This window comes from Chondromyces apiculatus DSM 436, from assembly GCF_000601485.1.
GTDB classification, from domain to species: Bacteria; Myxococcota_A; Polyangia; order Polyangiales; family Polyangiaceae; genus Chondromyces; species Chondromyces apiculatus.
In genome coordinates, this window is sequence record NZ_ASRX01000016.1 from 134,250 (window position 1) to 157,815 (window position 23,566).

Here is a 23,566-nt window from a genome sequence, read left to right on the forward strand (position 1 = left end):
TGGCTTCACGTGTCTCATAGTCGCGAAGAAAGCCTTGATCAGGGATTGGACACGCATCCTGGACGGCACGCGCGGCAGCCATGTGCACGACCGTGGCATATTGCCATGAACTCCCTGGAGGCATTGGTTGATAGATCCAGGGCGACTGCCTGGACGATTCCGTTGAGATCGGGAATCGAAGCGAGGTCATTGAAGCGAGATAAGGCTCTCCACCGCTGGGGACCCCGCTGTGAACGGCCGGATGGAGCCCCGGTGATGAACCGCGAGCGCCCGCCCCGAGAAGCGCCCGCGCCTGCCCTGACGCGAGCGCCGGGCCTGCGTCAAGGCGCCCTGCCCTCTGCCAGCCGAGGTGCCTCCAGACGGGCCTGGGCTACGATGTCGCGCGGATGCGCGGCGAACCCCAGGACCGTCGGCTGGCGGTGATGCTCCTCGGGTGCGCGCTCGGCGCCGGGGTGCTGCTCGCCGCCTCGATGGTGCTTTACCCCGGCGGTACGTGGATGGACGCGCAGGCCCATGGCCACGACTTCTTTCGCAATTTCGTCTGCGACTTGACCCAGCCCGTGGCGCTCAACGGCGTGCCCAACCGCGGGGCACGCCCGGCCCAGGCAGGTATGCTGCTCCTCGTGGGCGCCTTCCTGCCCTTCTGGTGGCTGATGCCGCGGCTCTTCCCCGAGGAGGCAAAGCTCGGGCAGTGGGTGCGCGCCGCAGGGATGGTGTCCCTCGCAGGCCTCGTCGCCGTGCCGCTCCTGCCCTCCCTGGTGTTCGGCAAGCTCCACGCCGCCGCCGTGCTCGTGGCCAGCGTGCCGGCACTCGTGGCAGGGTGGCTCTCGGTGAGGGGCCTGCGCGCGCGCCCGAGGCTCCAGGTGCTCGGCACCGCCACGGTGGCCGCGGCGCTCGTGGACGCCGCCCTCTACGCGCGGGGCGTGGTGCTGGGCGGCCCGACGCTCCTGGCCCTGCCAGCGCTGCAGAAGGTGGCCGCCACCGGCCTCCTCGGATGGATGGTGGGCGTCGCCGTGGTGACGCTCCGGCGCGTCACGGCGACGCCCTGAAGCGCCCCCGCCGCGTCGCTGCGTCGCTGCGTCGCGGCGTCGCTCTAGGGAACGCGCGTCTTCAGGCTGTCGACGGCATGCACGGGAGCATCGTTGCCCGCCATGAGGTGCGCGATGGCGCTGTACACCAGCCGCTGACTCTCCAGCATGCTCTTGCCCGCAAAGACCGGCGAGGTGACGACGATGTTGTAGTGGCCCCCGCCGCCGGTGACCTCGGCCGTCGAGCCCTCGACCTTGCTCTCGATGGCTTTCTTGACGGCGTCGAGAATCGAGCCCTGGAAGGAGGTGAGGTGGACAGACATGGGGGCCGTTTATAGGCGAAAGGATGGGCCGAGGCCAGCGCGAGGGGCACGCCCCGCCGCGCGTCCCACGCATCCACCGTGAGGGCCCCTGGCCCACAGAGGCAGGAGTTCGCGTAGACTGGGCGCCCATATGACAGCGACTGAAGCCTTCCTGGTGCTCTCGTGTCTCGGGCCCGATCGACCCGGCCTCGTCGCCGAGGTGACCCACTACGTGACGGAGCACGGGGGCAACGTCGAAGACAGCCGGATGGTGGTGCTCGGCGGAGAATTCGGGGTGCTGCTCCTGGTGTCGGGATCCCCCGAGGAAGTGGCGGCACTGGAGAAGAGCACGGTCGACATGGAGAAGCAGACCGGGCTCCAGGTGCTGGCGCGGCGCACGAAGAGCCCCGAAGAGCACCGCAGGGCAGCCGCCATTCCGTGCGTGGTGACGGCCGAGGCGCTGGACCATGAGGGCATCGTGCGGGCAGTGTCGCGGGCGCTCTCGGCGACAGGCGTGAACATCGTGTCGCTGGAGGCCACGAGCTACGAGGCGCCCGTGACAGGCTCACAGCTCTTCCGGATGGAGGCGCGGATCGACGTGCCTGCCGGGGTCACGGTGGGGAAGGTGCGGAAGGCGATGGACCAGGTGGCGGAGGAGGAGAACCTCGAGATCGATGTGAGGTCGCTCGTCAAAGGCTGACCAGCGGCTCCCGGGGGCGAGAGCGAGGAGGAGGCGTGGGCGTGCGCGCGTGGGTCCCCCCGTGCGAATCGCTCCTCGTAGAAATCTCGATGTGACCTGGGAGGGGGGAGGCAAGACCCTGGCGGATGGGTGACCTGAGGGCCGGCGCTCGGCGCACGGGGCCCCCCCACGCGCGCACGCCCACGCCTCCTCCTCGCTCTCGCTGCCTTGGGCTCTGGGAGTAGGACTTCGCTCCGGGGTGGAAGAGTGAGGACGAGGGCGGTCGCTCTCGGTTTCGGGCGAAGCGCGCACACCAGAGAAGGCGCGGGGTCTCTCCAATCCCTCTGCCGGGGGATCCACCAGCGTCGGGCAGTGCGTGGGCGTGGGGGGGGTGGTGGGGCGTGCGCGCGCCTGGGGGGGCCCCGTGCGCCGAGCGCCGGCCTTCAGGTCACCCCTCCGCCAGGGTCTTGCCTCCCCGCCTCCTGTCACCTCGAGATTTCTACGAGGAGCGATTCGCACGGGAGGACCCAGGCGCGCGCACGCCCCACCACCCCCCCCACGCCCACGCACCGTGGGGCCCTGGGGGCAGGCAGGATGCCGTCCGGGGAGGTGCTTCGACGATCGAAGGGGAGGCAGAGGCTGAAGGAGAAGGCGCTCGGAGGGACGGGAGGAGGAAGGTCAGGAGGCGGCTTCGAGGAGGCCGGCTGCGCCCATGCCGCCGCCGATGCACATCGACACGATGGCGTAGCGGCCGCCGCGGCGACGCAGCTCGTGGAGGGCCGTCGCGACGAGCTTGGCGCCCGTGCAGCCGAGGGGGTGACCGAGGGCGATGGCGCCGCCGTTCACGTTCAGCTTCTCGTCGGGGATCTCCAGGGTGCGCTGCACGTAGACGGCCTGGGAGGCGAAGGCCTCGTTGATCTCGAAGAGATCGATGTCGGCGATGCTCAGGCCCGTCTTGGCGAGGAGCTTGCGCACGGCCGGGATGGGGCCGATGCCCATGATGGCGGGGTCGACGCCGGTCGCGACGAAGGTCCGGAAGTAGCCGAGGGGCTTGATGCCCAGGGACTCCGCCTTGGCGCGGCTCAGGAGGAGGGCGGCGGCGGCGCCGTCGGAGAGCGGCGAGCTGTTCCCGGCGGTGACGCTGCCCTTGGCGGAGAAGGCGGGCTTCAGGCCGGCAAGGCCCTCGGCGGTCGTCTCGGCGCGGATCAGCTCATCGGTGCGGAAGTCGAAGGACACGTGCTCGCCCTTGTCGAAGCGCACGCCCTTCACGGTGACCAGCTCCCCCTCGAAGCGGCCTGCCTTGCGGGCCTCGGCGGCCTTCTGGTGGCTGCGGAGGGCGAAAGCGTCCTGGTCCTCGCGGCTCACCTTGAAGCGGTTGGCCACGTTCTCGGCGGTGATGCCCATCGGGGTGTAGACCGAGGCGCAGCGCTCCATCGCCTCGGGGGAGGCGCTGAGCTTGTTGCCGGTCATGGGGACCATGGACATCGACTCCAGACCGCCGGCGATGGCGATGTCGACGGAGCCGGTGGCGATGCTGCCCGCGGCGAGGGCGAGGGCCTGCAGGCCGCTGGAGCAGAAGCGGTTGATGGTCATCGCGGGGACCTCCTCGGGGAGGCCGCCGAGAAGGCCGGCGACGCGCGCCACGTTCAGGCCCTGCTCGCCCTCGGGCATGGCGCAGCCGAGGACCACGTCCTCGATGTCGGCCGGCTTCACCTGCGGGACGCGGGCGATGAGGGCCGCGATGACCTCGCCCGCGAGCTCGTCGGGGCGCTTCTGGGCGAGGGAGCCCTTGTGAGAACGGCCGACCGCGCTGCGGACGGCATCTGCGATCACGATATCGGTCATGGCGATCTCCTAGTTCCGCAGGGGTTTGTTGGTCATCAGCATGTGCTTGATGCGCTCCAGGCTCTTCTCCTCGCCGCAGAGGCTGACGAAGGCCTCGCGCTCCAGCTCGAGGATCTCGGACTCGGTGACCTCGCGCGCGGCGCCGCCCTTGCCGCCGCAGAGAACGGTGGCGAGCTTGCGGGCGATGGTGGCGTCGTGCTCGCTGGCGTAACCGCCGGCGACCAGGGTGTCGACCATCATGCTGAGGGTGGCGATGCCGCTCTCGCCCGCGAGCTTGTACGCGCGGGGAGCCGGGGCGTGGTAGCCGCTCTCGGCGAGGCCGATGGCGCGGCCCTTGGCTTCGGCGAGGTGGCGGGCGCGGTCGAAGGTCACGCCGTCGGTCTTGCGGAAGTAACCGAGGGCCTTGGCTTCGTCGGCGCTGGTCGCGACCTTGGCGAGGGCGATGTTCTTGAAGACCTGGGTGGTCAGCTCCAGGGTGTTCACCTGGGCGCCTTCGGGGATGCCTTCGAGGGCGCGCCAGAGCATGTTGAGGGTGCCCGCGCCCCCGGGGATGAGGCCGACGCCGACCTCGACGAGGCCCGCGTAGGTCTCGGCCGCCGCCTGCACGGAGGCGCCCGCGAAGGACAGCTCCAGGCCGCCGCCGAGGGTCATGCCGAAGGGGGCCACGACCACCGGGACGCTCGCGTACTTCAGGCGCTGGGTCGCGTCCTGGTAGGCCTTCACCGTGAGGCGGATGTTCTCCCAGTCCTTGTTGGTGGCGGCCATGGCGATCATGAAGAGGTTCGCGCCGACGCAGAAGTGGTCGCCCTGGTTGAAGACGAGCAGCGCGCGGAAGTCGGCTTCGGCCTTGTCGGCCGCCTGGCCGAGGAGGGTGATGACGTCGGCGTCGATGCTGTTCGCCTTGCTCTTGAAGGTGACGCCGAGGACGCCGTCGCCGAGGTCCCAGGCCTCGGCGCCGTCGTTGGAGAGCACGGCCTTCTCGCCGCGGCGGACCCACGCGAGCGGGACGGTGCGGGGGTCGATGGCGCGGGCGCTCGGCTTGCCGGCGAGCACGTCGTACATGGCGCCCTCGGCGCTGTAGGTCGCGCGGGTGCCGGCGTTCTTCGCGACGAAGTCGTCGTAGTTCGTCGGCTTCTTCTGGGCGGCGGCGTCGTAGAAGCCCTTGGCGCCCTGGTCGCGCATGCGGGTGATGGTTTCGGGCAGGGCGATGCCGTCCTTCTCCATCCGGGCCACGGTCTCGGTGAACCCGAGGGCGTCCCAGGTCTGGAAGGGGCCGAGGTCCCAGTTGTAGCCCCAGCGCACGCCGTCATCGATCGCGGCGACGTCACCGGCGATCTCGCCGAGGCGGCGGGCGGAGTACGCGAGGGAGCGGGAGAGCACCTTCCAGGCGAAGCGGCCGGCCTTGCCCTGGTCGGCGACGAGGGCGCGGACGCGGGCGGCGGGATCCTCGATCTGCTCGATACCCTTGATGGCCTTGCGGACCTCGGGGTCGCCGCCGCGGGCGCGGTACTCAAGGGTCTTCGGGTCGAGGGTCTCGATGTCGCCGCCCTTGCCCTTGCGGTAGAAGCCGCCGCGGGTCTTGTCGCCGAGGAGCTTCTTCTCGACCATGGTGCGAATGTAGGCGGGGACCTCGAAGACCTTGCGGTCCTCGTCGTCCTTGAGCGAGTTGAAGCAGTTGTCGGCGACGTGGGCGAAGGTGTCGAGGCCGACCACGTCCGCGGTGCGGAAGCTGGCGCTCTTCGGGTGGGCCATGGCGACGCCGGTGATGGCGTCGACGTCCTCGGGGGAGAGGCCCTCTTCGAGCATCAGGTGGATGGTGGTCATCATCGCGTGGGCGCCGATGCGGTTGGCGATGAAGTTCGGGGTGTCCTTGCCGAAGACGATGCCCTTGCCGAGCACGTCCTCGCCGAAGCGGCGCACCCGCTCCACGGTGTCGGGGTCGGTGTCGGGGCCGGCGACCAGCTCGAGGAGCTTCATGTACCGGACAGGGTTGAAGAAGTGCATGACGAGGAAGCGCTTGCGGAACGACTCCGAGCGGCCCTCCATCATCCCCTCGATGCGCAGGCCGGAGGTGTTGGAGGCGATGATCGCGTCGGGGCGGGCCACCTCTTCGAGCTTGGCGAAGAGGGCGCGCTTCGGTTCGAGCTGCTCGATGATGGCCTCGATGATGAGGTCACACCCTGCGAGCAGGCCGAGGTCGTCCTCGGTGTTGCCGGTGCGGATCGACCTGGCGAAGGAGGGGTGGAAGAAGGCGGCAGGCCTGGCCTTGAGGGCCTTTTCGAGGCCACCAGTGGCGAAGCGGCTGCGGGCGGCCGGATCGGTCCGCTCGGAGTCCTTGAGGTTCGGGGGGACGATGTCGAGGAGCACCACCTCGACGCCAGCGTTCGCGAGGTGGGCGGCGATGCCGCTGCCCATGACGCCCGCGCCGATGACGCCCGCGCGGCGGATTGGCTTGGTCATGCAATTCCTCCAGAGAATTGAGGGTGCTCGCACCCTTGGCACGATCGGCGCGCCGCTGGCAAGCACGGTGACGCGAGGCGGCAGAAAGCGGGCAACGTGAGCGGGCAGCGCGGCGGATGGTACGCGTCGCGGAGGAGCCTCGCGTCGCGGAGGAGTCTTGCGTCGCGGAGAAGCCTTGCGTCGCGGAGGAGCGTCGCGTCGCGGAGGACCGTACGCATCGCGGAGGACCGTACGCATCGCGGAGGAGCCGCGCGTCGCACGCACGCAAACGCGCAAAGGATGCGCGCGCCGGCGCATAAAGGTGCGGCGGGGCAGAATGGGACAGCGCGCGACCCGAAGGCCGTCCTCGGCGATCGGGAGGGGCGTGAAGGGAGGTGCTCTTCCTTTGCGCCTCCGCCGCGCTGCAGTACTTTGATCCGATGGCCCTTTTCTCAACGCGAAATTCTTCTTCGGTCTGGGTTCTTGCTTTCCTCGGTGCGGCGGGTGCGGCGCTCAGCGCCCAGGCCTGTGGTGGGGACGACGGCGGCAGCTCCGAGACGAGCGGGACCCCCACGTCGACGACCAGCAGCCAGGGCGGCGCAGGCCCCAGCACGGGCGGCAACGGCAACACGGGCGGTGACGGCGGCTCAACGTCCTCGAACAGCGGCGGCGGTGGGGGCGGTGTCGGCGGCGGCAGCTCCCAGGTGGACTGCGGCCTGGAGGCCCAGGGGCCGGTGCCGGACCTGCAGCTCACGCCCATCTCGACGAACCTGGATCGGCCCGTCTTCGTGACGGCGGCCCCGGGGGACAACGAGCGCCTGTTCGTGGTGGAGCAGGAGGGGCGGGTGCGGGTGATCGTGAACGGCGTCCTGCAGGGCGCGCCCTTCATCGACATCTCGGCGCTCACCGATCAGCCGGGCCAGGTGGACGAGTTCGGGCTGCTGTCGATGGTGTTCCACCCCGACTACGCGACCAACGGGCGCTTCTTCCTGTTCTACTCCGACAGCGACGCCAGCGTCGTCTCGGAGTTCGCGCGCTCGGCGAACGATCCGAACGTGGCGAGCCCCGGGGTCGTGCAGACGATCCTCAACTTCCCCGGCGCGGTCGGGCAGCACTACGGGGCGATGATGGCCTTCGCGGAGGACGGCTACCTCTTCGTCTCCTCGGGCGATCGCGGCGACTCGTCGACGTCGCAGGACATCGACGACATCCACGGCAAGCTCCTGCGCCTCGACGTGGACGACGTGGACACCGCGCCGCCCGGCAACCTGCCCGGTGGGCACCCGCTCGTGTGGAATTACGGCCTGCGCAACTCGTGGCGCTTCAGCATCGACCGCTGCACGCAGGACCTCTACATCTCCGACGTCGGCGGCAACTGGGAGGAGGTCAACATCGAGCCCCCGAACACCGGGCACCGGAACTACGGCTGGCCCATCGCGGACCAGGGGACCGAGTGCACGACCGGTACGTGCGCCGTCGTGGCCCACAACCACAACTCCGGGGATTGCTCGATCGTGGGCGGCTACGTGTACCGCGGGACGGGCATCCCCAACATGAACGGCCGGTACATCTACGGCGACTCGTGCTCGCTGCGGATCAGGAGCTTCCGCTGGGGCGGCGGCGACACCGTGGCGCTCGAAGAGGAACTCACCGACAACCTCAACTCGGACGGGACGCTCCAGTACATGACGTCCTTCGGCGAGGACAACGTCGGCAACCTGTACGTGCTCGATCTCGCCGGTGGCCTCTACCGGATCGACGCGCAGCAGTAGCCGTCCCTCTGCGCGCGGGCCCCTCGTTACTCGGGGCCCGCGTCGGATCCGGTTCCTGGCCCTGTGGCTCGGCGCTCGATCGAAGCCACCGGGGTAGCGACCATCGGGAGCGCAGGGGCCGAAGGCCCCTGATTCAAGGTACGTAGTACTTGGGGCCCGCCTCGAAGGTGTCGGCGAGGGTGCGGCGGTACTCGTCGGACACCCGCGCGATCTCCTCGATGCGGGCGGCCAGGGCGGAGGCGCCGCAGCCGTCGAGACGCTCGGCGCAGCCGATGGACACCAGGTCTCCGGCGATGGAAACGGCCAGATCGCCCGTGGTCTGGTCGTTCATGGTCAGCAGGAACCGGTAGAACGGCTCGTGGTTCGCGGTGGGGAGGGTGACCACGGGGGAGCGAATCGTCAGGGTGCTGCTCGCGTCGTCGAGGGTGAGCTCCAGGTGGGTGGCCTCGGCGGTCGAGAAGGGGCGCAGGGGGAAGCGCCACGAGGTCGGGCTCACCCGGGCCCGGTTGGCGACCACGCCGATGGCGGCGAGGCCGTCGCGCACCAGGCGCTCCGCGTCGGCGCGCTCCGGGGTGGAGGCGAAGGCGTGGGGGAGGACGCGCCCGCAGGCGACGCAGCGCTCGGCGGCGATGTCGTAGGGCTCCTCGCAGGTGGGGCAGCGGTAGAGCGGGGTGCGGTCGCGCAGCTCCAGGTTGGGCCGGTCCATGGCGCCGAGCAGGGCGGAGAACGCGGGGACGGGGAGCACCGTGGTGAAGGTCGAGGTTGCGGCGAGAGGGCCGAGCGTCGAGGTGGCGACCATGCCCACCACGCGCCCCTCGGCGTCGAGCACCACGGCGCCGAGGGGCGCGTGGATGTCGATCTCGAAGAGGGAGGGCTTCGGGCCCGTGCCGGTGTGGAGCTGGCAGACGCGGGCCGGGACGATGCGCAGGTCGGAGCCTGGCGCAGGGCTCACCACGCTCACCGGCTCGGTGAGGCGGACGGCGGGCGCGGGGCGGATTTGCAGGGGAGCGACGATGCCGGGGAACTCCAGGGGGAGCACCATGGCCACGTCGCGCGCCACGTCGACGGCGATGACCCGGCCTGGCAGGGGCATTCCCTCCTGGGGCACGATGGAGACGTCGGTGGGGTAGCCGATGGCGCGTCGGCTGCTGAGCACCAGCCCGTTGGGCAAGGCCATCCAGCCGGCCGCGGTGAGCGAGCCCGCGTGCAGGGTCACGATGGCCGGGCGCACGCGGGCGATGCGGTCGTGGGTGGCGTTGAACTCGTCCTCATTGGAGGCGGCGAGGCGGTTCATCACTGGGAGACGATCCTGTTCAGCGCGGTCATCATCAGGTCGATGGTGGCGCCCTTCACGCCGTCGCGGTGGGCGTAGGCCACGATCTCGCGCAGGCGCTGGTCCGTCTTGGCGGGCAGCTTGGCGCGCACGAGCAGCTCGGAGAGGGCGCCGAGGGCGAGGAAGTGGCGGAGCGCGGGGTCGCTCGGGGCGGCCTCGATCTCGCGCAGGAAGCGGGAGAGGTGCTCGCGGGCGTGCGTCGCGCTGGTGAGGGGCTCGATTTGCAGCGGCTTCTCGTCGGGGACCTGGCCGCGGGCGCTGACGAGGCGCTCCATGGCATAGAGGGCGGGCTCGGCGATCGCGGCGGGGTTGACGCGGCGGCCCGCATTCTCAGCCTGGGCGAGGTCGCGGGTGACGGCGGCGGTGGCGCGGTAGAGGTGGGCGACCGTGTGGGGGAGCGTGTCGCCGTGCTCCAGGATGGCGCGGAAGACGGTGGAGCGGATGAGGATGAGCATGACGCCGGGCTTGTCCTGGATGCTCACCGTGGTGGCGTGGGCCTGGGCGTCGCGCAGGATCTGGCAGAAGCGGTCGGAGGCAGGGCGTTCGCGGCGCGCGTCGGGCTCGCCCTCGCTGGAGGCCGCGGGGGGCCGCATGGAGAACGGGACGGAGACGGGGGGAGAAGAGACTTCACCGATGCCCGGACGGCGCGTGCTGCCGCGCTCGACGAGCGGCGCCGGCACCTCGGAGGCGCGGGATTCACCGGGGAGCCCGCCGAGCGTGCCGCCCATGCCGCCGTAGAGTGCGCGAAGATCCGAGGGGCTGCTCGGGGGAACCGGCAGCGGCGTCGCGCGGCGGACGTAGGTGGGAGGCGTGGGGACCGGGGGCGGGGTGATGGTCGACGGCGGCGCGGCGAGGCCGGGCAGCGGGGTGGAGGTGCTGCTGGTGACGACGAAGAAGGGGGAGAGGATGTCGGGCAGCTCGTCGGCGTCGCGGCTCGCAGCTTCACGGCTCGCGGGTTCGCGGCTCGCGGGTTCGCGGTGCGGGGTTTCACGGTGGACAGGGCGGGCGCTGGCGCCGGGTGCAGGCTCGGGGGCCCTCGGCGCTGCCCACAGCGCCTCGGCGGCGGCGAGGCGCCCGGAGAGAGGCGGCGGGGGCGGCAGCACCTGGGGTGTGCCTTGCGGGGCGAAGGGAGGCGGGAGCGAGCGCCCGGGGGGCGGGATGGAGAAGCTCTTGAGGGGGCGGGAGCGGCCGACGAGCGCCCAGCTCAGGTTCGCGCGCTGCTCGTCGCTGAAGGTGGGGCGCACGTCGAACCAGGACACGAGGAGCGTGGCGACGCGCTCCGCGGCGGCGGCGGTGGTCCGGAGCGCGAGGCGCAGGGCGCTGGCGGTGAGGGTGGGGAGGTGGGCCGTGCGCCGGAGGACGAGCAGGTCGTCGCGCAGGCAGAGCCGCGCGGGCAGGAGCTGGTCGCAGAGCTCCAGGGCGGCGCGGAGGAGCGGGACCCGCTGCCGCTCGATGACGCGCGTGAGCGGGACGTCGATGCTGGTGCGCTCGGCGCCGGGGTCGAAGCTGACGAAGAGGGTCGTCGCCTGCAGGCTGAAGATCCAGCCGATGCCCTCCTGCGCGGACGTGGTGGGGACGGTCGTTCCCACCTCGGAGGCGATGCAGTGTCCGACGAAGCGGATCGGGTCCCGGGCGCGCCAGGCTTCGAGTTCGGCGTCGGGGGGCTGAGGCTCGCTGTCGGGCGTGAGGCCAGTGCGCCTGCCCGGGGCGGTGCGATGGACCCCGCATGCCTCGCACCGCGGGCCGCGCAGCGGGAAGCCGCACGCGGCGCAGAACTCGGGCACGGGGTTCGACGGTATCGCCACGGTGCCCATCATACCTCAGGGGGGGGAGGGGATGGGCACGGCCTTTGGGGTCACAGGAAGGGGTTCAGGTGGAGCGGCGTGCGTGTCGCGCGCACGCTCTCGTTGACCCGGCGGATGAGGTGGACGAGGACGAAGCTCGCGAGCGCGAAGGTGACCACGCTGGTCACCATCTGGGCCGCTTGCGGAAGCTGGACGACCATCCAGAGACCCGTGAGGAGCGCGGCTGCGAGCGTGAGTGGCACGAACAGCCTCCAGCAGAGGGTGGTCATCTGATCGACGCGGACCCTGGGGAGCACCCAGCGCAGCCACACCACACCGAGGATGAGCAGCCAGCTCTTGAGGAGGAAGAGGAGCGCGCCGAGGATCTGCAGGCCGAGCTTCGCTTCCAGGCTCGCGGCAGCGACGCCGGGGATCTGCCAGCCGCCGAGGAAGAGGGCGCTGGCGACGCCGCACATGATGAGAACGTTGGCCCATTCGGCGAAGATGAAGAGGGTCTGGCGCATGCCCAGGGGCGCTTGCGGCGCCTGCAGCGCGTTCACGGTAGCTGGCGTGGGCGCGGGGCTCTGCGGCGGGTGAGGCGGGTGAGGCGCGTGATGCGCGCGCGGCGCACGCTGCGATGGCTGTGCAGCAGGCGCGTTGGCCACGGGGCCTTCGGCCTCGGGCATGGTGGCCTGGACGCGGCTGCCCTCGGCGAGGGTGGCGGTGAAGTAGAGGGCGAAGAGGGCGAAGGTCACCGGGCTGCGGAAGACGAACCAGTACCAGGGCCAGCCGCCCGTCTCGACGGGGGAGCCACCGGTGCCGGCCTGGGCGTCGAGGATGTCCTCGATGCGGAGCGAGCCGGTCATCATCACCACGCAGCACACTGCGACCGCGGCGGGGAGCTGGTAGCTGAGGATCTGCAGGGCGGAGCGGAGGCCAGCGATGGGGGTCCAGCGCTTCGCGGCGCCGCCGCCAGTGAGGAGGCCGATCATCACGAGCGCGGTCAGCGCGATGACGAAGAGGACGCCGATGTCGAGGTCCGTCGCGAGCAGGTACTGACCGAAGGGCATCACCGCGAAGGTGGCCGAGACGCCGATGAGCACGAGGTAAGGGGCGAGGCGGAAGCCGCCGCCGTCGTCCTTGCCGGGCGGGAGGTCGTCGCGGAAGAGGGCGCGGACCGCTGCGACGAGGGCGTCGGGGAACTGCTTCACGCCCGCGGGGGTGGTGGTGCCGGCGCGCAGGCGCGCGGTGATGCGGCGCTCGAGCCAGGCGAGGAGGCGCGCGGTGGGGCTGACGAACACGAGGAGGATGCCGGCCAGGGTGCCGAGGAGGATGCCGGCACCGAGCAGGTCGCTGGAGCCGCTCGGCTTGAAGCCATCGACGGCGATGGTCCGGCGGGTGAGCGGTCCGTCGCCGCGCTGGGTGGTGATCTCCGGGAGGCGATCCTGACCGCTCGGGATGAGATCGTCGGCGGTGAGGAGCTGCACGCCCTCGAAGCTGACGATGCGGTCGCCGGGCTCGATGCCGGCGCCGCTCGCGGGGCTGTTCGGGCGCACCTCGGTCACGGCGATGCCTCCCGCCGGCGGGGTGTCGGAGGAAGCGGTGATCCCCAGGAAGACGAGGGCACGCGCGCCCTCGCGGGCGCGGGCCTCGGCGATGGCGCGGCGGGGCGGGGGAGGCACGAAGTCGAGCGTCACGGCCTCCACGGTGCCCTTGACCTCCAGGGCGCCAGGGCCGACGGAGGCGACGCGCACGGTGACGCTGCCGGCGAAGGTGGTGTGGACTGCCTCGTCACCTTGCCCGCAGAAGCGCCGCTGCAGGTCCTCGGTGAAGGGGACGACCACGCGGTCGCTGGCGAGCTGGGCGCGGTCGATCTCGACCCGCTGGCCGGTGAGGGGAGCCTGGCCCGGGCGTCGCAGCTCGCCTTCGAACACGACGGTGGCTTCGCGCCGCTCGCCGGTCGGCAGGTTGGTACCGAGGATCTCGACGCGGTCGCCAGCGTCGACGAGGCGGGGGACGACGTCGACGACGTTGAGGAGGTCGGGGGCGAGGTCGCCCGAGCAACCCACCACGCCGAGCAACGCCGCGAGGACGAGGGCGAGACGCGCGAAGGCGAAGGCGAAGGCGAACGCGCAGCGCGTGGTCATGGGCAGGTGAGCTCTCCAGAGGGGAGCCTGGCGCATGGCGCGCTTATAAGGGGCAGTCTCCCGGCGGGGCGAATTCTTGGAGAAGGCAGGGTGGGGCGGCGGACGGGGAGGCGTATGGGCGGGCGGAAAGCAGAGGCGCGCCGCGGCGTTTCCAGGCGCTGCTTCAGCGGGATGGACGGACGGGGAGGAAGTAGCGGGTGTTGTCGAGCTCGTTGACGCCGACGTACAGCTCGGCCTCGAAGGCGCTCTTGAGTTTCTGGTAGGTCATCACCTCCTCGATGGTGCCGCGTGCGAGGAGCCGCCCCCCCTTGAGGAGCGCGATCCGGTCCGCGTACTGGGCGGCGGCGTTGAGGTCGTGGAGGACGGCGACGCACGCGAGCCGGCGCTCGGCGACCTCGCGGCGGATCACCTCGTAAAGCTCGATGGAGTGACGGACGTCGAGGTGGGCGCCGGGCTCGTCGAGGATCAGCACGTCGCCCTCCTGGGCGAGGGCGCGGGCGATGGATACCCGGCGCTGTTCGCCGCCGGACAGCTCGGCCACCGGGCGATCCGAGAGAGACATGAGGCCGCAGGCATCGAGGGCGCGCTGCACGGCCTGGTCGTCCTGCTCGGAGACGCGCATCCAGGCGCCCTGGTGAGGCGACCGTCCCATGAGGACGATCTCCCGGACCGAGAAGCCGGAAGGAGGGAGCGCCGCCTGGGGGACCACGGCGAGCTGGCGCGCGATCTGACGCCGGTCCCGCGATGCCATGGGTTCCCCACAGAGGAAGACCTGTCCGGCCGAGGGCTGGAGGGAGCCCGAGATGACCCGGACCAGGGTCGATTTTCCAGCTCCGTTCGGCCCGAGGACGGCCCAAAGCTCGCCCGCGCGCACGGTCAGGTCGATTTCTGCGAGAGCGAGCCTCCCGCTCGGGTAACGGGCAGAGACGCTCCGAAGCTCGATGGCCGGGCTCTCGGGCGCGTCGGGACCGTCCCCAACGTGATCGTGCGGCAAAGAAGCCGCTCGCCGCGTAAGGTTCTGGGTCACATGGGAACCTCAGCACTTGCGCGGCCATGACTGCAATGGTCCAATCGCGCAGGCAGAACGGTAGAGGCGCAGAGGAGATGGAAACGGTGAAGGAGACACCCGCGGGCGAGATGCCGCGACGCATCATCAAGCGCTATTCCAACCGTAAGCTCTACGACACGAAGGACAGCCGCTACGTCACCCTCCAGCAGATCGGGGAGATGGTGCGCGCGGGCGAAGAGGTCCAGATCATCGACAACGCGACCAAGGAAGACAAGACCGAGGTCACGCTTGCCCTGATCATCTCCGAGGATCTCAAGGCGCAACCTCGCTCGGTGCCACTCGGCACGCTCCGGGATCTGATCCAGGAGCGAGGGGAGCGCTTCCTGTCCACCTTGCGCGATGGGCCGATCGGCAGGCTGATTCCAGGGGGAGGCCTGGAGGAAGAGGGCGAAGCGCAGCAGCAGGTCGAGGCGTCCCCGGAGCCCCCGGCACCCGTGGCCACCTCCGCCGCGGACGCCGACAAGGCCGGCGGAAAGAGCCGGCTCAGCGGCATCGTGGAGAGCTCGAAACAGACGCTCGATCAGTGGCAACACGCCGTGGACGAGCGCATCCGCACGATCCTCCCGGTTGTCGGACTGTTCCGTGACCTGGAAGAGGGCGTGAAACAGCTCTCCAGCAAGGTAGATGCCCTGGAAAAGCGTATCCAGGATCTGGAAGGTTCCTCAGGCAGGGTTAAAGAAGACGAAGCAGCCTCGAAGCAGGAATAACCCTGCTCAGTCCCCGGTTGCGGCGTTAACCCCATGCCGTTTTTCTTCAGCAAGAAACCCGCCTCCATCGCTCAGGACCTCTCCCTGGCGGGAGGCGAGGCCAGCCGCCCCGACGCCTTCGAGGTGGAGCTTCTCGGCCATCTGGACACGCTCTACAGCGTGAGCTGCCGGATGACGAAAAGCTCCACGGAGGCGGAAGACCTGGTCCAGGACACCATCGTCAAGGCGATGCGTGCCCGTCGCCAGTTCGAGCCAGGCACCAACCTCAAGGCCTGGCTCCTGCGGATCCTCACGAACACCTTCATCAACCGCTACCGCCGGGGCGGCCTGGAGCGCGATCTCTTCGAGGGGCCGGACGCGGAGCCGCTGACGGATGGCTGGGTCGGCGCGACGACGATGCGCGCGATGCGGGACCCCGAGACGCAGGCGCTGTCTCCGCTCATCGAAGCGGAGGTGCAGCGCGCGCTCGACGAGCTTCCAGACGAGTTCCGCCTGGCCGTGATCCTGTCGGACATCGAGGAGCTATCCTACAAGGAGATCGCGGAGGCGATGGGCTGCCCGATCGGGACGGTGATGTCGAGGCTCCACCGCGGCCGCAAGATGCTGCAGAAGACCTTGCGCGAGCAAGCCGTGCTCCTCGGCATCGTGAGCGAAGAAGACGGGAAGAAGTCGAGCGAGGCGCCTGCTGATTTGGGCGCGTACAGGAAGCGCAAGCTGGGAGTAGCATGAGCGCCGCACGACAGATGGATGACTGCGCCCGACTCGATCTCGCACTGACGGCCTACGTCGATGGCGAGCTCGACGCCGCACACGCCGTGGATCTCGAGGCCCACATGCGCCAGTGCGCGCCGTGCTTCGAGCGGGTGGCGTTGATGCGCGCGTCGAGGATGAGCCTGCGACGGACGACGTCGAAGCGGTGTCCGGAGGCGCTGCGCGTGAAGCTGATGACCGGCATGGCGAGCGAGCGCGCGCGCAAGGATGCGAAGGACGCGGTCGCGGAGACACAGCCGTCGCTGATCCAGAAGCGCTACGTGGCGGGGTTCGCCGCGGCAGCGAGCGTGGCCTTCGCGGTGGCTGGCTACCAGAACCACCGCGCGACCGCGGGCACCGTCGCCGAGGCGCCGCGCGAGCCAGTGCAGCAGGGCACCCTGGCCGCCGCGACCATGGAGTCGCTGCTCGACGATCTGGTCGCGCAGCACGCGCAGCCGCTGCCCCCCGAGACGACCAACCCGGAAGACCTGCCGCGGTTCGATCCGTTCGTGGGTGTGCCGGTGAGGCGGCCGCAGTTCCAGGCGCAGGCGTTCCCCGTCGACTTCAAGGGCGCCAGGGTGCACACGATGCGGGAGCGCCGCGCGGCTCTCCTGCAGTACACGGTCCGGGGTGGGCACCGGGTGACGGTGTACCTGTTCAACTCCCAGGCGGTGCCCGTGCAAAAGGCGCCGATCCTGCGGCCGCGCATGGTCCGCGAGCGGCCCGTCTACGTGGGGCACATCAGCGGGTACTCGGTGGTCGCCGCCGAGCGCAGCGGGGTGGGCTACGCGCTCGCCACCGATCTGAGCGACGAGGAGAGCACGCAGCTCGTCCTCGCCGCCATGCAGTGACGCGCGCTCCTGCGCGTCCGTCAGCTCCTCACTTCACCTCGCCCGTGCCGCCCTTGCGAGGGTCCGCAGCAGCGCGGATGACGCGCCCGCCGCCGGCGTAATCCACGGTGAGGCCCTGGATGGCGCTGAAGTTGGGCTTCGTGGTGTCCACGGTCTCGCCGCGCTTCTGGAGGTCCAGAACCACGTCGGGCGAGGTGCTCGGGTCGAGCCAGAGGCCGCCCATCGGGGGGGCTTCCATGCGGCCATCGGCGATGGCCTGATCGATGGGACGGCCGAAGACGAGGTTCGCGAGCGTCACCTGCGTGACGCCGGTGGCGATGCGCATGCCGCCGGAGCCGCCGATCGCGAGCACCGGCTGACCGTCGCGGAACACGAGGGTGGGCGTCATGCTCGACACGGGGCGGGCTTTGCCGCGGGGCGCGCTGGCGCCGGCCTTGAGGCCGAACCGCTTGGCCACCCGCTCGGGGATGAAGTCGTTCAGCTCGTCGTTGAGGACGAAGCCGCCCTCGGTGACGAGCTGCGCGCCGAACATGTTGTTGACGGTGCTCGTGGTGCTGACGACGTTGCCCTCACCGTCGATGACCACGAGGTGGCTCGTGCCAGCCTCGGTCACCGGGATGGCCTCGATGGGCATCGTCTCCTCCATCTTGATGCGCGCCCGGCGCGCCTTCATGCGCGCCGGGGCCACGAGCTTCGCGGGATCCATCGTCATGAAGGCGGGATCGCCGACGTAGTGCACACGGTCGGCGATGGCGCCGCGCATGGTCTCGGCCATGAGGTGCAGGTAGGCGCCGCTGCCGTAGCCGAGCGCGGTGAGGTCCGCCTTGCTGTGCATGTGCATCGCCTCGAGCAGCATGATGCCGCCGGAGGAGGGGGGCGGCATGGTCTGCACCTGGTAGCCCTCCCAGGTGGTGGAGAGCGGCTCGCGCTCGATGACCTTGTAGGCGTCGATGTCGGCGGCGACCATGCGGCTGCCCCCGGCGCGCGCGGTGGCGAGCACGTCGGCGGCGATCTTGCCCTGGTAGAAGGCGGCCTTCCCCTCGGCGCCGATGCGGCGCAAGGTCGCGGCGAGGGCAGGGTTCTTGATCTGGTCGCCAGGGTTCGCCAGCGCGCCTGCGGGGTGGAAGAGCGAGTAGCGGGGCGTGGCGAGGACCCATTTCTCACTCCACTTGAGGGCGCGCGAGAGGTGGGCGCTGAGGGGGAAGCCGCTGTCCGCGAGGTCCGCCGCGCCGCGCACCACGTCGGCGAAGGCGAGCTTGCCCCAGCGGGCGTGCATCTCCGCGATGCCCGCGACCTCGCCGGGCACGCCGACCATGACGCCGCGCTTCTTCTCCGGCGCGGGCCGGGTCACGTAGTCGGCAGGGTTGAGCCCCGCGGGGGCCGTCTCGCGGAAGTCGAGGATGGTGCTCTTGCGCGCCTTCGCGTCCCAGACGAGGGCGAACCCGCCGCCGCCGATGCCGCTCGACACGGGCTGCGTGACCCCGATGGCGAGCAGGCCGGCGATGGCGCCGTCGACAGCGCTGCCGCCCTTCTCAAGAACGTCCATCACCACCCGGGTCGCCGAGGCGTTCTCGGTGGCGGCGGCGAAGCGGTGGTGCGCGGGAGGCGGTGCCGGCGCTGGCTCGGGAGGCGCCGCGGAAGCGGTGGGCGCGACGGGCGCGGGAGGCGCAGCGGGAGGGCCAACCTCTGCCTCGGGTGCCGGTGTGCTGCCGCAGCCTACCGGGAAGGCTGCGAGGAGCAGACCGAGGGCAGCGGTGACGGCCAGAGGAGAGAAGGCGCGGGAGAGGTTCACGTGAGCTAGGATGCGTCGCTCGCTCCTGGGGACGCAACCCCCATGAGCCCGCGACCGACTCACCCGAGAGGATGGCCCCATGCGCTTCGTGTTCGTGATGGATCCGCTGATCACCGTCCACCATCAGAAGGACACGACGTTCGCCTTCATCCGGGCAGCACAGGCGCGTGGTCACGAGAGCTACCACTGCATGCACGGTGACCTGTCCATCGCCGGTGGTGAGGCCTACGCGCGCGTCCGACGCGTGGCCGTCCACGACGCTCCGCCGTACATCTCGTTCGTGTCCAGCGGAGAGGGGAGCCCCGAGCGCGAGCGCGTGCGCCTCTCCGACGCCGACGCGATCTTCATCCGCAAGGATCCGCCCTTCGACAGGAGCTACCTCTACGCGACGCTGGTGCTGGAGAACGCCCGCAAGTGCCCGCTCATCCTCAACGACCCGCGCGGGCTGCGGGACGCGAACGAGAAGCTCTACGCGCTGAACTTCCCCGAGTGGACCCCGCGGACCATCGTCACCGCCGATCCGGAGGAGATTCACGCCTTCGCGCGTGAGTTTGGCAGTGCCGTGGTGAAGCCGCTCGATGGCGCAGGCGGCATGGGCGTGCTGCGCCTGACGCCTGGAGACAAGAACGGCAGGGCCATCGTGGACATGCTCACCTTCGAGGGGCGACGCCTCGCCATGGCCCAGGAGTACCTGCCCTCGGTGGTGGAGGGCGACAAGCGCATCCTCCTGCTCGACGGCGAGCCGCTCGGCAGCATCCTGCGGGTGCCCCGCAGCGACGATCTGCGCTCCAACATCCACGTGGGGGGCAGCGTGGTGCCGACGGAGCTCACCGAGCGGGAGCTGGCCATGGTCCAGGCCATCACCCCCAAGCTTCGCGCCGACGGTCTTTTCTTCGTGGGCCTCGACGTCATCGGAGGTCGGCTCACCGAGGTCAACGTGACGAGCCCCACGGGCATCCAGGAGCTCAACCGTTTCACTGGCGTGGACCACGCGGCGAAGGTGGTGGCCTGGGCCGAGGAGCGCGTGCGGGCGGTGCGTTCGTGAGCGCCACCGCGTGCCTCTGACCCATGCGGCCAGCCGGTGGACCACCAACAAGTTGGCCCGGCGGACCGAGGTGCGCGATGGGTCGTGCGCATGGGCGAGTCAAGCACGCGCTGCGCGGTCTGCGGGGGTGAGGAACGGGCTGGCACGGGCCTCTTGCGGGTGATCGTGGAGCTGCGAACGCTGCTCCTGTGCCGCGCGCATGCCGCCACGGTGATGGCGGCGATGCCGGAGACGTTCGAGGAGATGCGTGCGCTGTTCGTGGGCGCCGCGCCTGCCGGGCGTCAGGGTTACGCCGGCCTCGAACGGCGGTCTCCCCTCCCGCGCAGGCACGCCGAGGACCGCCGGGCCTTCCCGCCCCGTCCCGAGGGGCGTCGGCGGGATGGCGGGCGGCGCGCCACCGATCCCGTGGACTGATCCGTCGCTCCTCCCGGCGGGGAGCGGCGTTCGAGCCTCAAGGGTCAGGAAGTCGAGGGGTCGCTGGCAGCGCCCGTCGACACCAGCTCACTTCGCGGGTCGATCGATCGGTAGGGCACCACCGTCTTCCAGTCCTCCAGCCCGATGGGGTTCACCAGCGCGCGCCGCTCGGTCTGCGCCGGCAGGTCCAGCGCCCAGCGCGCCGCGAGCATACCCCCCATCGAGTGCCCCACCACCGAGACCCGCGCGACGCCCAGCGACTCCAGGAGCGCGCGCGTGTTCGCCACGAGCGCCTGGAAACTGAACTGGTACGCCTCGTAGGCCATGCGCAGCGCCTGCCGCTGGGACGTCAGCGAGAACAACTGCACCGGGAACGGGTACTCGTAGGACGTCAGCTCCGGATCGAGCGCCACGGGCGCCGCCGCCTTCGTGGCCGTCGTGGAGGGAGCCCCGGCTGGCGGCGCGACGACGGCCGGATCAGGACCTGCAACCGGTGTCGTCGCTGACGCGCACCCCGACGCCCCTGCCGCCCACCCTGAAGCCACGGCGCTTGCCGTGGCGAGCCACCCGGCCAGCACCCGGACGCGAGAGCGAACATGCATGGTATGGCCGTACCATGGAGCGCGCCCGACGCATCGTCCTCGGCCTGGGTTCGAACCTCGGCGACCGCGCCGCCACCCTCCGCGCTGCCATTGCCGCCCTCCGCGCCGACCCTGACCTTCACCTCCTCGCCGAAGCCGCGCGCTACGAAACCCCACCCGCCGGCGGCCCTCCCCAGCCACGCTACCTCAACACCGCGCTGCTCCTGACCACCGCCCTCTCGCCCCCCGAGATCCTCGCGCGCACCCTCGCCATCGAGCACGCCCATGGCCGTGTCCGCCCTGATCCCATCCGCTGGGGACCTCGCACCCTCGACATCGACCTGCTCTGGATCGAGGGCGAGACCCACGACACCCCTTCGCTCACCGTCCCGCACCCGCGTCTGCGGGAGCGCCCCTTCGCCCTCCGCCCTCTCCTCGACGTCGCCCCCGACGCCCGCGACCCTCACACCGGCGCTCCCTACGCCGACCTCCCGGCCGCCCGCGCCGCCATCGAGCGCGTGCCCTGATGAAGAGCGGACCGCTGCTGCGCGCCCCCGTCGTGGCTCAGCCTCAGCCCTGTGGCCGTTAGCGCCGTTAGCGCCGTTAGCGCCGTTAGCGCCGTTAGCGCCGTCAGCGCCGTCAGCGCCGCCAGCGCCTCCCGAGCCAGCCCCCCAGCCGACCCGCGCCGCCTCCCAGGCTTGCCATCACCACCAGCAGGATCGCCCACACCAGCACGCCCGCGCCGGCCCCCTGCGTCAGCGCCAGCGCCCACGCCAGCCCTCCCGCCAGCGCGCCGCCCGCCGAGGCCTCGCGCAACCCCGCGGGCGCCCCGAAGCGCCCCACGAGCGCCCCACCCGCAGCCGCCGCGACCCCGAACGCCAGCGCGTTCAGCCCCACCATGGCTGCCTGCGTTCCGGCGGGCACCTCGCCGCCTGCCACGCCCAGCACCACCTGCTGCAGCAGCGCCTGCGTCCCGACCGCGAGCGGCATCCAGGCCCCGAACGTGGCCACCATCCCGAACACCGCCCACTGCCACGCGGGCCGCGCCTCGCCCTCGCCCTCGCCCCCCCGCGCTCCACCGGCGCCCGCGTCTTCCGGTGGCTCTCCGCCCCCGCGCTCACCCCCGCGCCCGCGCCCTTGCACCTCACTGCCCACGATCGGCAGCCTGCGCTTCGGCGCCTCCGCCATGCCCGTCAGCTCGGACGACGCCAGAACTTGCGGGCCTCGTCCTGCTGACGGATGAGGCGTCGCTGCTCCTGGATCAAGCTCCCGTACGCGCGCGGCACCCGTGCGTCCTTGGCGAGCGCGTAGAGCACCTGCAGCGCCGCCGCGGCGTCGTCGGTCGCGCGGTGCGCATTCTCCAGCGAGATCCCGAGGAGCGCCGCCATGTCGCCGAGGGCCCGGCTCTCCTGCGACTTGTACACCTCGCGCGCGAAGGCCAGCGGATCGATCCAGTCCACCTCGCGCCGCATCGCTGGCGGCGGCTCTGCCGGGCGCACCGCGGCGCGCTCCAGCTCCGCGAGCACGAACGACCTGTCGAACCCCGCGTTGTACGCGGCAGGGATCGCGCCGCGCAGCGCCCCCAGGATCTCGTGCGCCACCTCCGCGAAGGCCGGCTTGCCGGCCACGTCTGCGTCGGTGATCCCGTGGATCGCCGAGCTCTCGGCCGGGATGGGGCGCCCCGGGTGGATGAGCCAGTTGAACTGCTCCTCCTTGCGCAGCATGCCGCCCCGCCCGATGACGATGCCGAGCTCGATGATCCGGTCGTTCTGCGGATCCCTGCCCGTCGTCTCCACGTCGATGAACGCGATGGGGTGATCGACCCACGGCGCCGACGCATCCATCTCGGTCGCGACGCCGACCGCGCGGATCTTGAGGAGGTGGGCGATCCCCGGGTAGTGACGCCCTGTCGGGAAGCAGCCGCAGGGATCCGAGACCTTCACGGTGCCTTCGCCCCGCCCGCCGCGGGCTTGCTCGAAGCGCTCGCCGCGCCTGCCGCTGGAGCCGCCGACGTCGCCGGAGCTGCCGATGCTGCCACGCTCGCCGTGGGCGCCGCGCCGTTCTCCGGCTTCGGCGCCGCCTTTGCGGGAGGCGGCGGTATCGCGATCCCGGCGAGCTGCAGGTCGAGCTTCACCCAGTCCTCCAGGTCCTCGTAGAGGTTGTTGATGTACTGCGTCTCCACCTCGCGCCCATTGATGAACACCATCGGGGTTCCCGTGAGACCCAGCTCATCGGCCTGCTTCTTGTCCTTCTCGATCCGCTGCGTCGTCTCCTCGGCGGTGAGGTCCTTCTTGAACCTCGGCAGATCGACCCCGATCGTCCGCGCATACTGCTCGAGATCCGTCTGCTCCAGCCGGTCCTGGTGCTCGAACATCTGGTGGTGCATCTCCCAGAACTTGTCCTGGTTCTGCGCCGCGATGCCGGCCCGCGCCGCGATCTCCCCGTGGGGATGCGACATCAGCGGGTAGTACTTGTAGACGAACTTCACCTGGCCCGGGAAACGCTCCGCGAGCTGGTCGAGGACCGGGGCCATCACCCGGCACGCGCTGCACTCGAAGTCGGCCCACTCCACGATGGTGACCGGCGCCTCGGGCGGCCCTTTGAACGGCGATCCATCGAGCACCAGCGTCTTCGTCTTGTTCGCGTCGAAGCGGGAGTGGAACGCCTGCTCCCGCTCCGACTTGGCGCGCCCGGCCTTCACGTGCCCGAGCAGGTACTGCGCGGCGGGCAGGCACGCCTTGCAGGCCCGCTGCTCCTTCACGCACTGCGCGATGCTCACCGGCGTATCGGCGCAGGGCGCGAGCAGCTCGGACACCTGGCCCGCCCACTCCCGCCGCTCGCGCGGGGTGAGCGCCGACGTATCCACGCCGGGGAGGGAGACCTCGGGGCTGATTGCGGGCTTGTTCTCGCTGGGCTCCGACTTGGGCTGGCAACCCGCCCCGAAGAGCGCCAGCGCGCCGATCAGGGGCAACCATCGCTGGGGATACATCGCGGCGCGAGCTTAGTCGGACCCCTTGCAGGGCGCTAG

At 70.8% G+C, this 23,566-nt stretch carries 21 protein-coding genes; 9 read left to right on the forward strand and 12 right to left on the reverse strand.

Going from position 1 to position 23,566, the window contains the following annotated elements; translation table 11 throughout:
• Positions 1 to 386 precede the first annotated feature (386 nt).
• Complete coding sequence (locus CAP_RS12195) at positions 387 to 1,049, forward strand: hypothetical protein (protein WP_044240063.1); 663 nt, start codon at positions 387 to 389, stop codon at positions 1,047 to 1,049.
• A 44-nt stretch (positions 1,050 to 1,093) separates the two neighbouring features.
• Here CAP_RS12195 and CAP_RS12200 read toward each other — a convergent pair whose 3' ends face one another.
• Positions 1,094 to 1,351: a BolA/IbaG family iron-sulfur metabolism protein gene (locus CAP_RS12200; RefSeq protein WP_044240065.1), complete on the reverse strand. Its 258-nt coding sequence runs from the start codon at positions 1,349 to 1,351 to the stop codon at positions 1,094 to 1,096.
• Between the two features lie 130 nt (positions 1,352 to 1,481).
• Between CAP_RS12200 and CAP_RS12205 the strand changes: the two genes are divergently transcribed.
• Entirely contained in the window at positions 1,482 to 2,030 is a 549-nt protein-coding gene (locus tag CAP_RS12205; protein WP_044240068.1) for a glycine cleavage system transcriptional repressor, read from the forward strand.
• Between the two features lie 657 nt (positions 2,031 to 2,687).
• Here the strand turns inward: CAP_RS12205 and CAP_RS12210 are convergent.
• A complete protein-coding gene (locus CAP_RS12210) occupies positions 2,688 to 3,854 on the reverse strand; it encodes a thiolase family protein (protein WP_044240071.1) in 1,167 nt (388 codons plus the stop codon).
• A gap of 9 nt (positions 3,855 to 3,863) precedes the next feature.
• Complete coding sequence (locus CAP_RS12215; protein ID WP_044240074.1) at positions 3,864 to 6,314, reverse strand: 3-hydroxyacyl-CoA dehydrogenase/enoyl-CoA hydratase family protein; 2,451 nt, start codon at positions 6,312 to 6,314, stop codon at positions 3,864 to 3,866.
• Between the two features lie 419 nt (positions 6,315 to 6,733).
• Between CAP_RS12215 and CAP_RS12220 the strand changes: the two genes are divergently transcribed.
• Positions 6,734 to 8,065 (forward strand): PQQ-dependent sugar dehydrogenase, encoded by a 1,332-nt coding sequence (locus CAP_RS12220; RefSeq protein WP_156040720.1) that lies wholly within the window; start codon positions 6,734 to 6,736, stop codon positions 8,063 to 8,065.
• Positions 8,066 to 8,198: 133 nt separating this feature from the next.
• Here the strand turns inward: CAP_RS12220 and CAP_RS12225 are convergent, their stop codons facing one another.
• The 4 genes from CAP_RS12225 to CAP_RS12240 form a co-directional block, all read right to left on the reverse strand.
• Entirely contained in the window at positions 8,199 to 9,359 is a 1,161-nt protein-coding gene (locus CAP_RS12225; protein WP_044240078.1) for a serine protease, read from the reverse strand.
• A complete protein-coding gene (locus CAP_RS12230) occupies positions 9,359 to 11,203 on the reverse strand; it encodes a type III secretion system chaperone family protein (RefSeq protein ID WP_156040721.1) in 1,845 nt (614 codons plus the stop codon). Before CAP_RS12230 ends, CAP_RS12225 begins: the two co-directional genes overlap by 1 nt.
• Positions 11,204 to 11,253: 50 nt before the next feature.
• Positions 11,254 to 13,329 (reverse strand): NADH-quinone oxidoreductase subunit H, encoded by a 2,076-nt coding sequence (locus CAP_RS12235; RefSeq protein ID WP_063748677.1) that lies wholly within the window; start codon positions 13,327 to 13,329, stop codon positions 11,254 to 11,256.
• 163 nt (positions 13,330 to 13,492) lie between these two features.
• On the reverse strand, positions 13,493 to 14,356 hold the full coding sequence (locus tag CAP_RS12240; RefSeq protein ID WP_269324207.1) for an ABC transporter ATP-binding protein: 864 nt from the start codon (positions 14,354 to 14,356) through the stop codon (positions 13,493 to 13,495).
• Positions 14,357 to 14,433: 77 nt separating this feature from the next.
• On the opposite strand from CAP_RS12240, the gene CAP_RS12245 reads away from it, so the two are divergent.
• From CAP_RS12245 to CAP_RS12255, 3 genes are read left to right on the forward strand one after another with little or no spacing between them, the layout of a single operon-like run.
• Positions 14,434 to 15,105: a polyhydroxyalkanoate synthesis regulator DNA-binding domain-containing protein gene (locus CAP_RS12245; RefSeq protein WP_044240087.1), complete on the forward strand. Its 672-nt coding sequence runs from the start codon at positions 14,434 to 14,436 to the stop codon at positions 15,103 to 15,105.
• Positions 15,106 to 15,138: 33 nt separating this feature from the next.
• On the forward strand, positions 15,139 to 15,834 hold the full coding sequence (locus CAP_RS12250) for a sigma-70 family RNA polymerase sigma factor (RefSeq protein WP_081864808.1): 696 nt from the start codon (positions 15,139 to 15,141) through the stop codon (positions 15,832 to 15,834).
• A complete protein-coding gene (locus CAP_RS12255) occupies positions 15,831 to 16,706 on the forward strand; it encodes an anti-sigma factor family protein (RefSeq protein WP_044240088.1) in 876 nt (291 codons plus the stop codon). Before CAP_RS12250 ends, CAP_RS12255 begins: the two co-directional genes overlap by 4 nt.
• A 28-nt stretch (positions 16,707 to 16,734) precedes the next feature.
• On the opposite strand, the gene ggt is transcribed toward CAP_RS12255, so the two are convergent.
• A complete protein-coding gene (gene ggt, locus CAP_RS12260; RefSeq protein WP_044240092.1) occupies positions 16,735 to 18,498 on the reverse strand; it encodes a gamma-glutamyltransferase in 1,764 nt (587 codons plus the stop codon).
• Between the two features lie 79 nt (positions 18,499 to 18,577).
• Between ggt and gshB the strand changes: the two genes are divergently transcribed.
• Together gshB and CAP_RS12270 are read left to right on the forward strand one after the other, a co-directional pair.
• The gene (gene gshB / locus CAP_RS12265) at positions 18,578 to 19,543 is read left to right on the forward strand and encodes a glutathione synthase (protein ID WP_044240095.1); all 966 of its coding nucleotides are present in this window, start codon (positions 18,578 to 18,580) and stop codon (positions 19,541 to 19,543) included.
• 90 nt (positions 19,544 to 19,633) lie between these two features.
• Positions 19,634 to 19,957, forward strand: coding sequence for a hypothetical protein (locus CAP_RS12270; protein WP_044240096.1), 324 nt, complete (start codon positions 19,634 to 19,636; stop codon positions 19,955 to 19,957).
• Between the two features lie 44 nt (positions 19,958 to 20,001).
• Here CAP_RS12270 and CAP_RS12275 read toward each other — a convergent pair whose 3' ends face one another.
• Entirely contained in the window at positions 20,002 to 20,535 is a 534-nt protein-coding gene (locus CAP_RS12275) for an alpha/beta fold hydrolase (protein WP_370865974.1), read from the reverse strand.
• 38 nt (positions 20,536 to 20,573) lie between these two features.
• Between CAP_RS12275 and folK the strand changes: the two genes are divergently transcribed.
• Positions 20,574 to 21,065, forward strand: a complete 492-nt coding sequence (gene folK, locus CAP_RS12280; protein ID WP_044240098.1) for a 2-amino-4-hydroxy-6-hydroxymethyldihydropteridine diphosphokinase — start codon at positions 20,574 to 20,576, stop codon at positions 21,063 to 21,065.
• Between the two features lie 112 nt (positions 21,066 to 21,177).
• On the opposite strand, the gene CAP_RS12285 is transcribed toward folK, so the two are convergent.
• From CAP_RS12285 to CAP_RS12295, 3 genes are read right to left on the reverse strand one after another with little or no spacing between them, the layout of a single operon-like run.
• Entirely contained in the window at positions 21,178 to 21,726 is a 549-nt protein-coding gene (locus CAP_RS12285; RefSeq protein ID WP_044240102.1) for a hypothetical protein, read from the reverse strand.
• 5 nt (positions 21,727 to 21,731) lie between these two features.
• The gene (locus CAP_RS12290; RefSeq protein WP_052374917.1) at positions 21,732 to 22,481 is read right to left on the reverse strand and encodes a 3'-5' exonuclease; all 750 of its coding nucleotides are present in this window, start codon (positions 22,479 to 22,481) and stop codon (positions 21,732 to 21,734) included.
• On the reverse strand, positions 22,478 to 23,527 hold the full coding sequence (locus tag CAP_RS12295; protein ID WP_044240104.1) for a DsbA family protein: 1,050 nt from the start codon (positions 23,525 to 23,527) through the stop codon (positions 22,478 to 22,480). The genes CAP_RS12290 and CAP_RS12295 overlap by 4 nt, the downstream gene beginning before the upstream one ends.
• Positions 23,528 to 23,566 lie beyond the last annotated feature (39 nt).

Excerpts from the sequence above, each read along its gene's own strand:
- CAP_RS12195 (WP_044240063.1), top strand. The coding sequence starts at position 387 with ATGCGCGGCGAACCCCAGGACCGTCGGCTGGCGGTGATGCTCCTCGGG.
- CAP_RS12200 (WP_044240065.1), bottom strand. The coding sequence starts at position 1,351 with ATGTCTGTCCACCTCACCTCCTTCCAGGGCTCGATTCTCGACGCCGTC.
- CAP_RS12205 (WP_044240068.1), top strand. The coding sequence starts at position 1,482 with ATGACAGCGACTGAAGCCTTCCTGGTGCTCTCGTGTCTCGGGCCCGAT.
- CAP_RS12210 (WP_044240071.1), bottom strand. The coding sequence starts at position 3,854 with ATGACCGATATCGTGATCGCAGATGCCGTCCGCAGCGCGGTCGGCCGT.
- CAP_RS12215 (WP_044240074.1), bottom strand. The coding sequence starts at position 6,314 with ATGACCAAGCCAATCCGCCGCGCGGGCGTCATCGGCGCGGGCGTCATG.
- CAP_RS12220 (WP_156040720.1), top strand. The coding sequence starts at position 6,734 with ATGGCCCTTTTCTCAACGCGAAATTCTTCTTCGGTCTGGGTTCTTGCT.
- CAP_RS12225 (WP_044240078.1), bottom strand. The coding sequence starts at position 9,359 with ATGAACCGCCTCGCCGCCTCCAATGAGGACGAGTTCAACGCCACCCAC.
- CAP_RS12235 (WP_063748677.1), bottom strand. The coding sequence starts at position 13,329 with ATGACCACGCGCTGCGCGTTCGCCTTCGCCTTCGCCTTCGCGCGTCTC.
- CAP_RS12245 (WP_044240087.1), top strand. The coding sequence starts at position 14,434 with ATGGAAACGGTGAAGGAGACACCCGCGGGCGAGATGCCGCGACGCATC.
- CAP_RS12250 (WP_081864808.1), top strand. The coding sequence starts at position 15,139 with ATGCCGTTTTTCTTCAGCAAGAAACCCGCCTCCATCGCTCAGGACCTC.
- CAP_RS12255 (WP_044240088.1), top strand. The coding sequence starts at position 15,831 with ATGAGCGCCGCACGACAGATGGATGACTGCGCCCGACTCGATCTCGCA.
- gshB (WP_044240095.1), top strand. The coding sequence starts at position 18,578 with ATGCGCTTCGTGTTCGTGATGGATCCGCTGATCACCGTCCACCATCAG.
- CAP_RS12270 (WP_044240096.1), top strand. The coding sequence starts at position 19,634 with ATGGGCGAGTCAAGCACGCGCTGCGCGGTCTGCGGGGGTGAGGAACGG.
- folK (WP_044240098.1), top strand. The coding sequence starts at position 20,574 with ATGGAGCGCGCCCGACGCATCGTCCTCGGCCTGGGTTCGAACCTCGGC.
- CAP_RS12285 (WP_044240102.1), bottom strand. The coding sequence starts at position 21,726 with ATGGCGGAGGCGCCGAAGCGCAGGCTGCCGATCGTGGGCAGTGAGGTG.
- CAP_RS12295 (WP_044240104.1), bottom strand. The coding sequence starts at position 23,527 with ATGTATCCCCAGCGATGGTTGCCCCTGATCGGCGCGCTGGCGCTCTTC.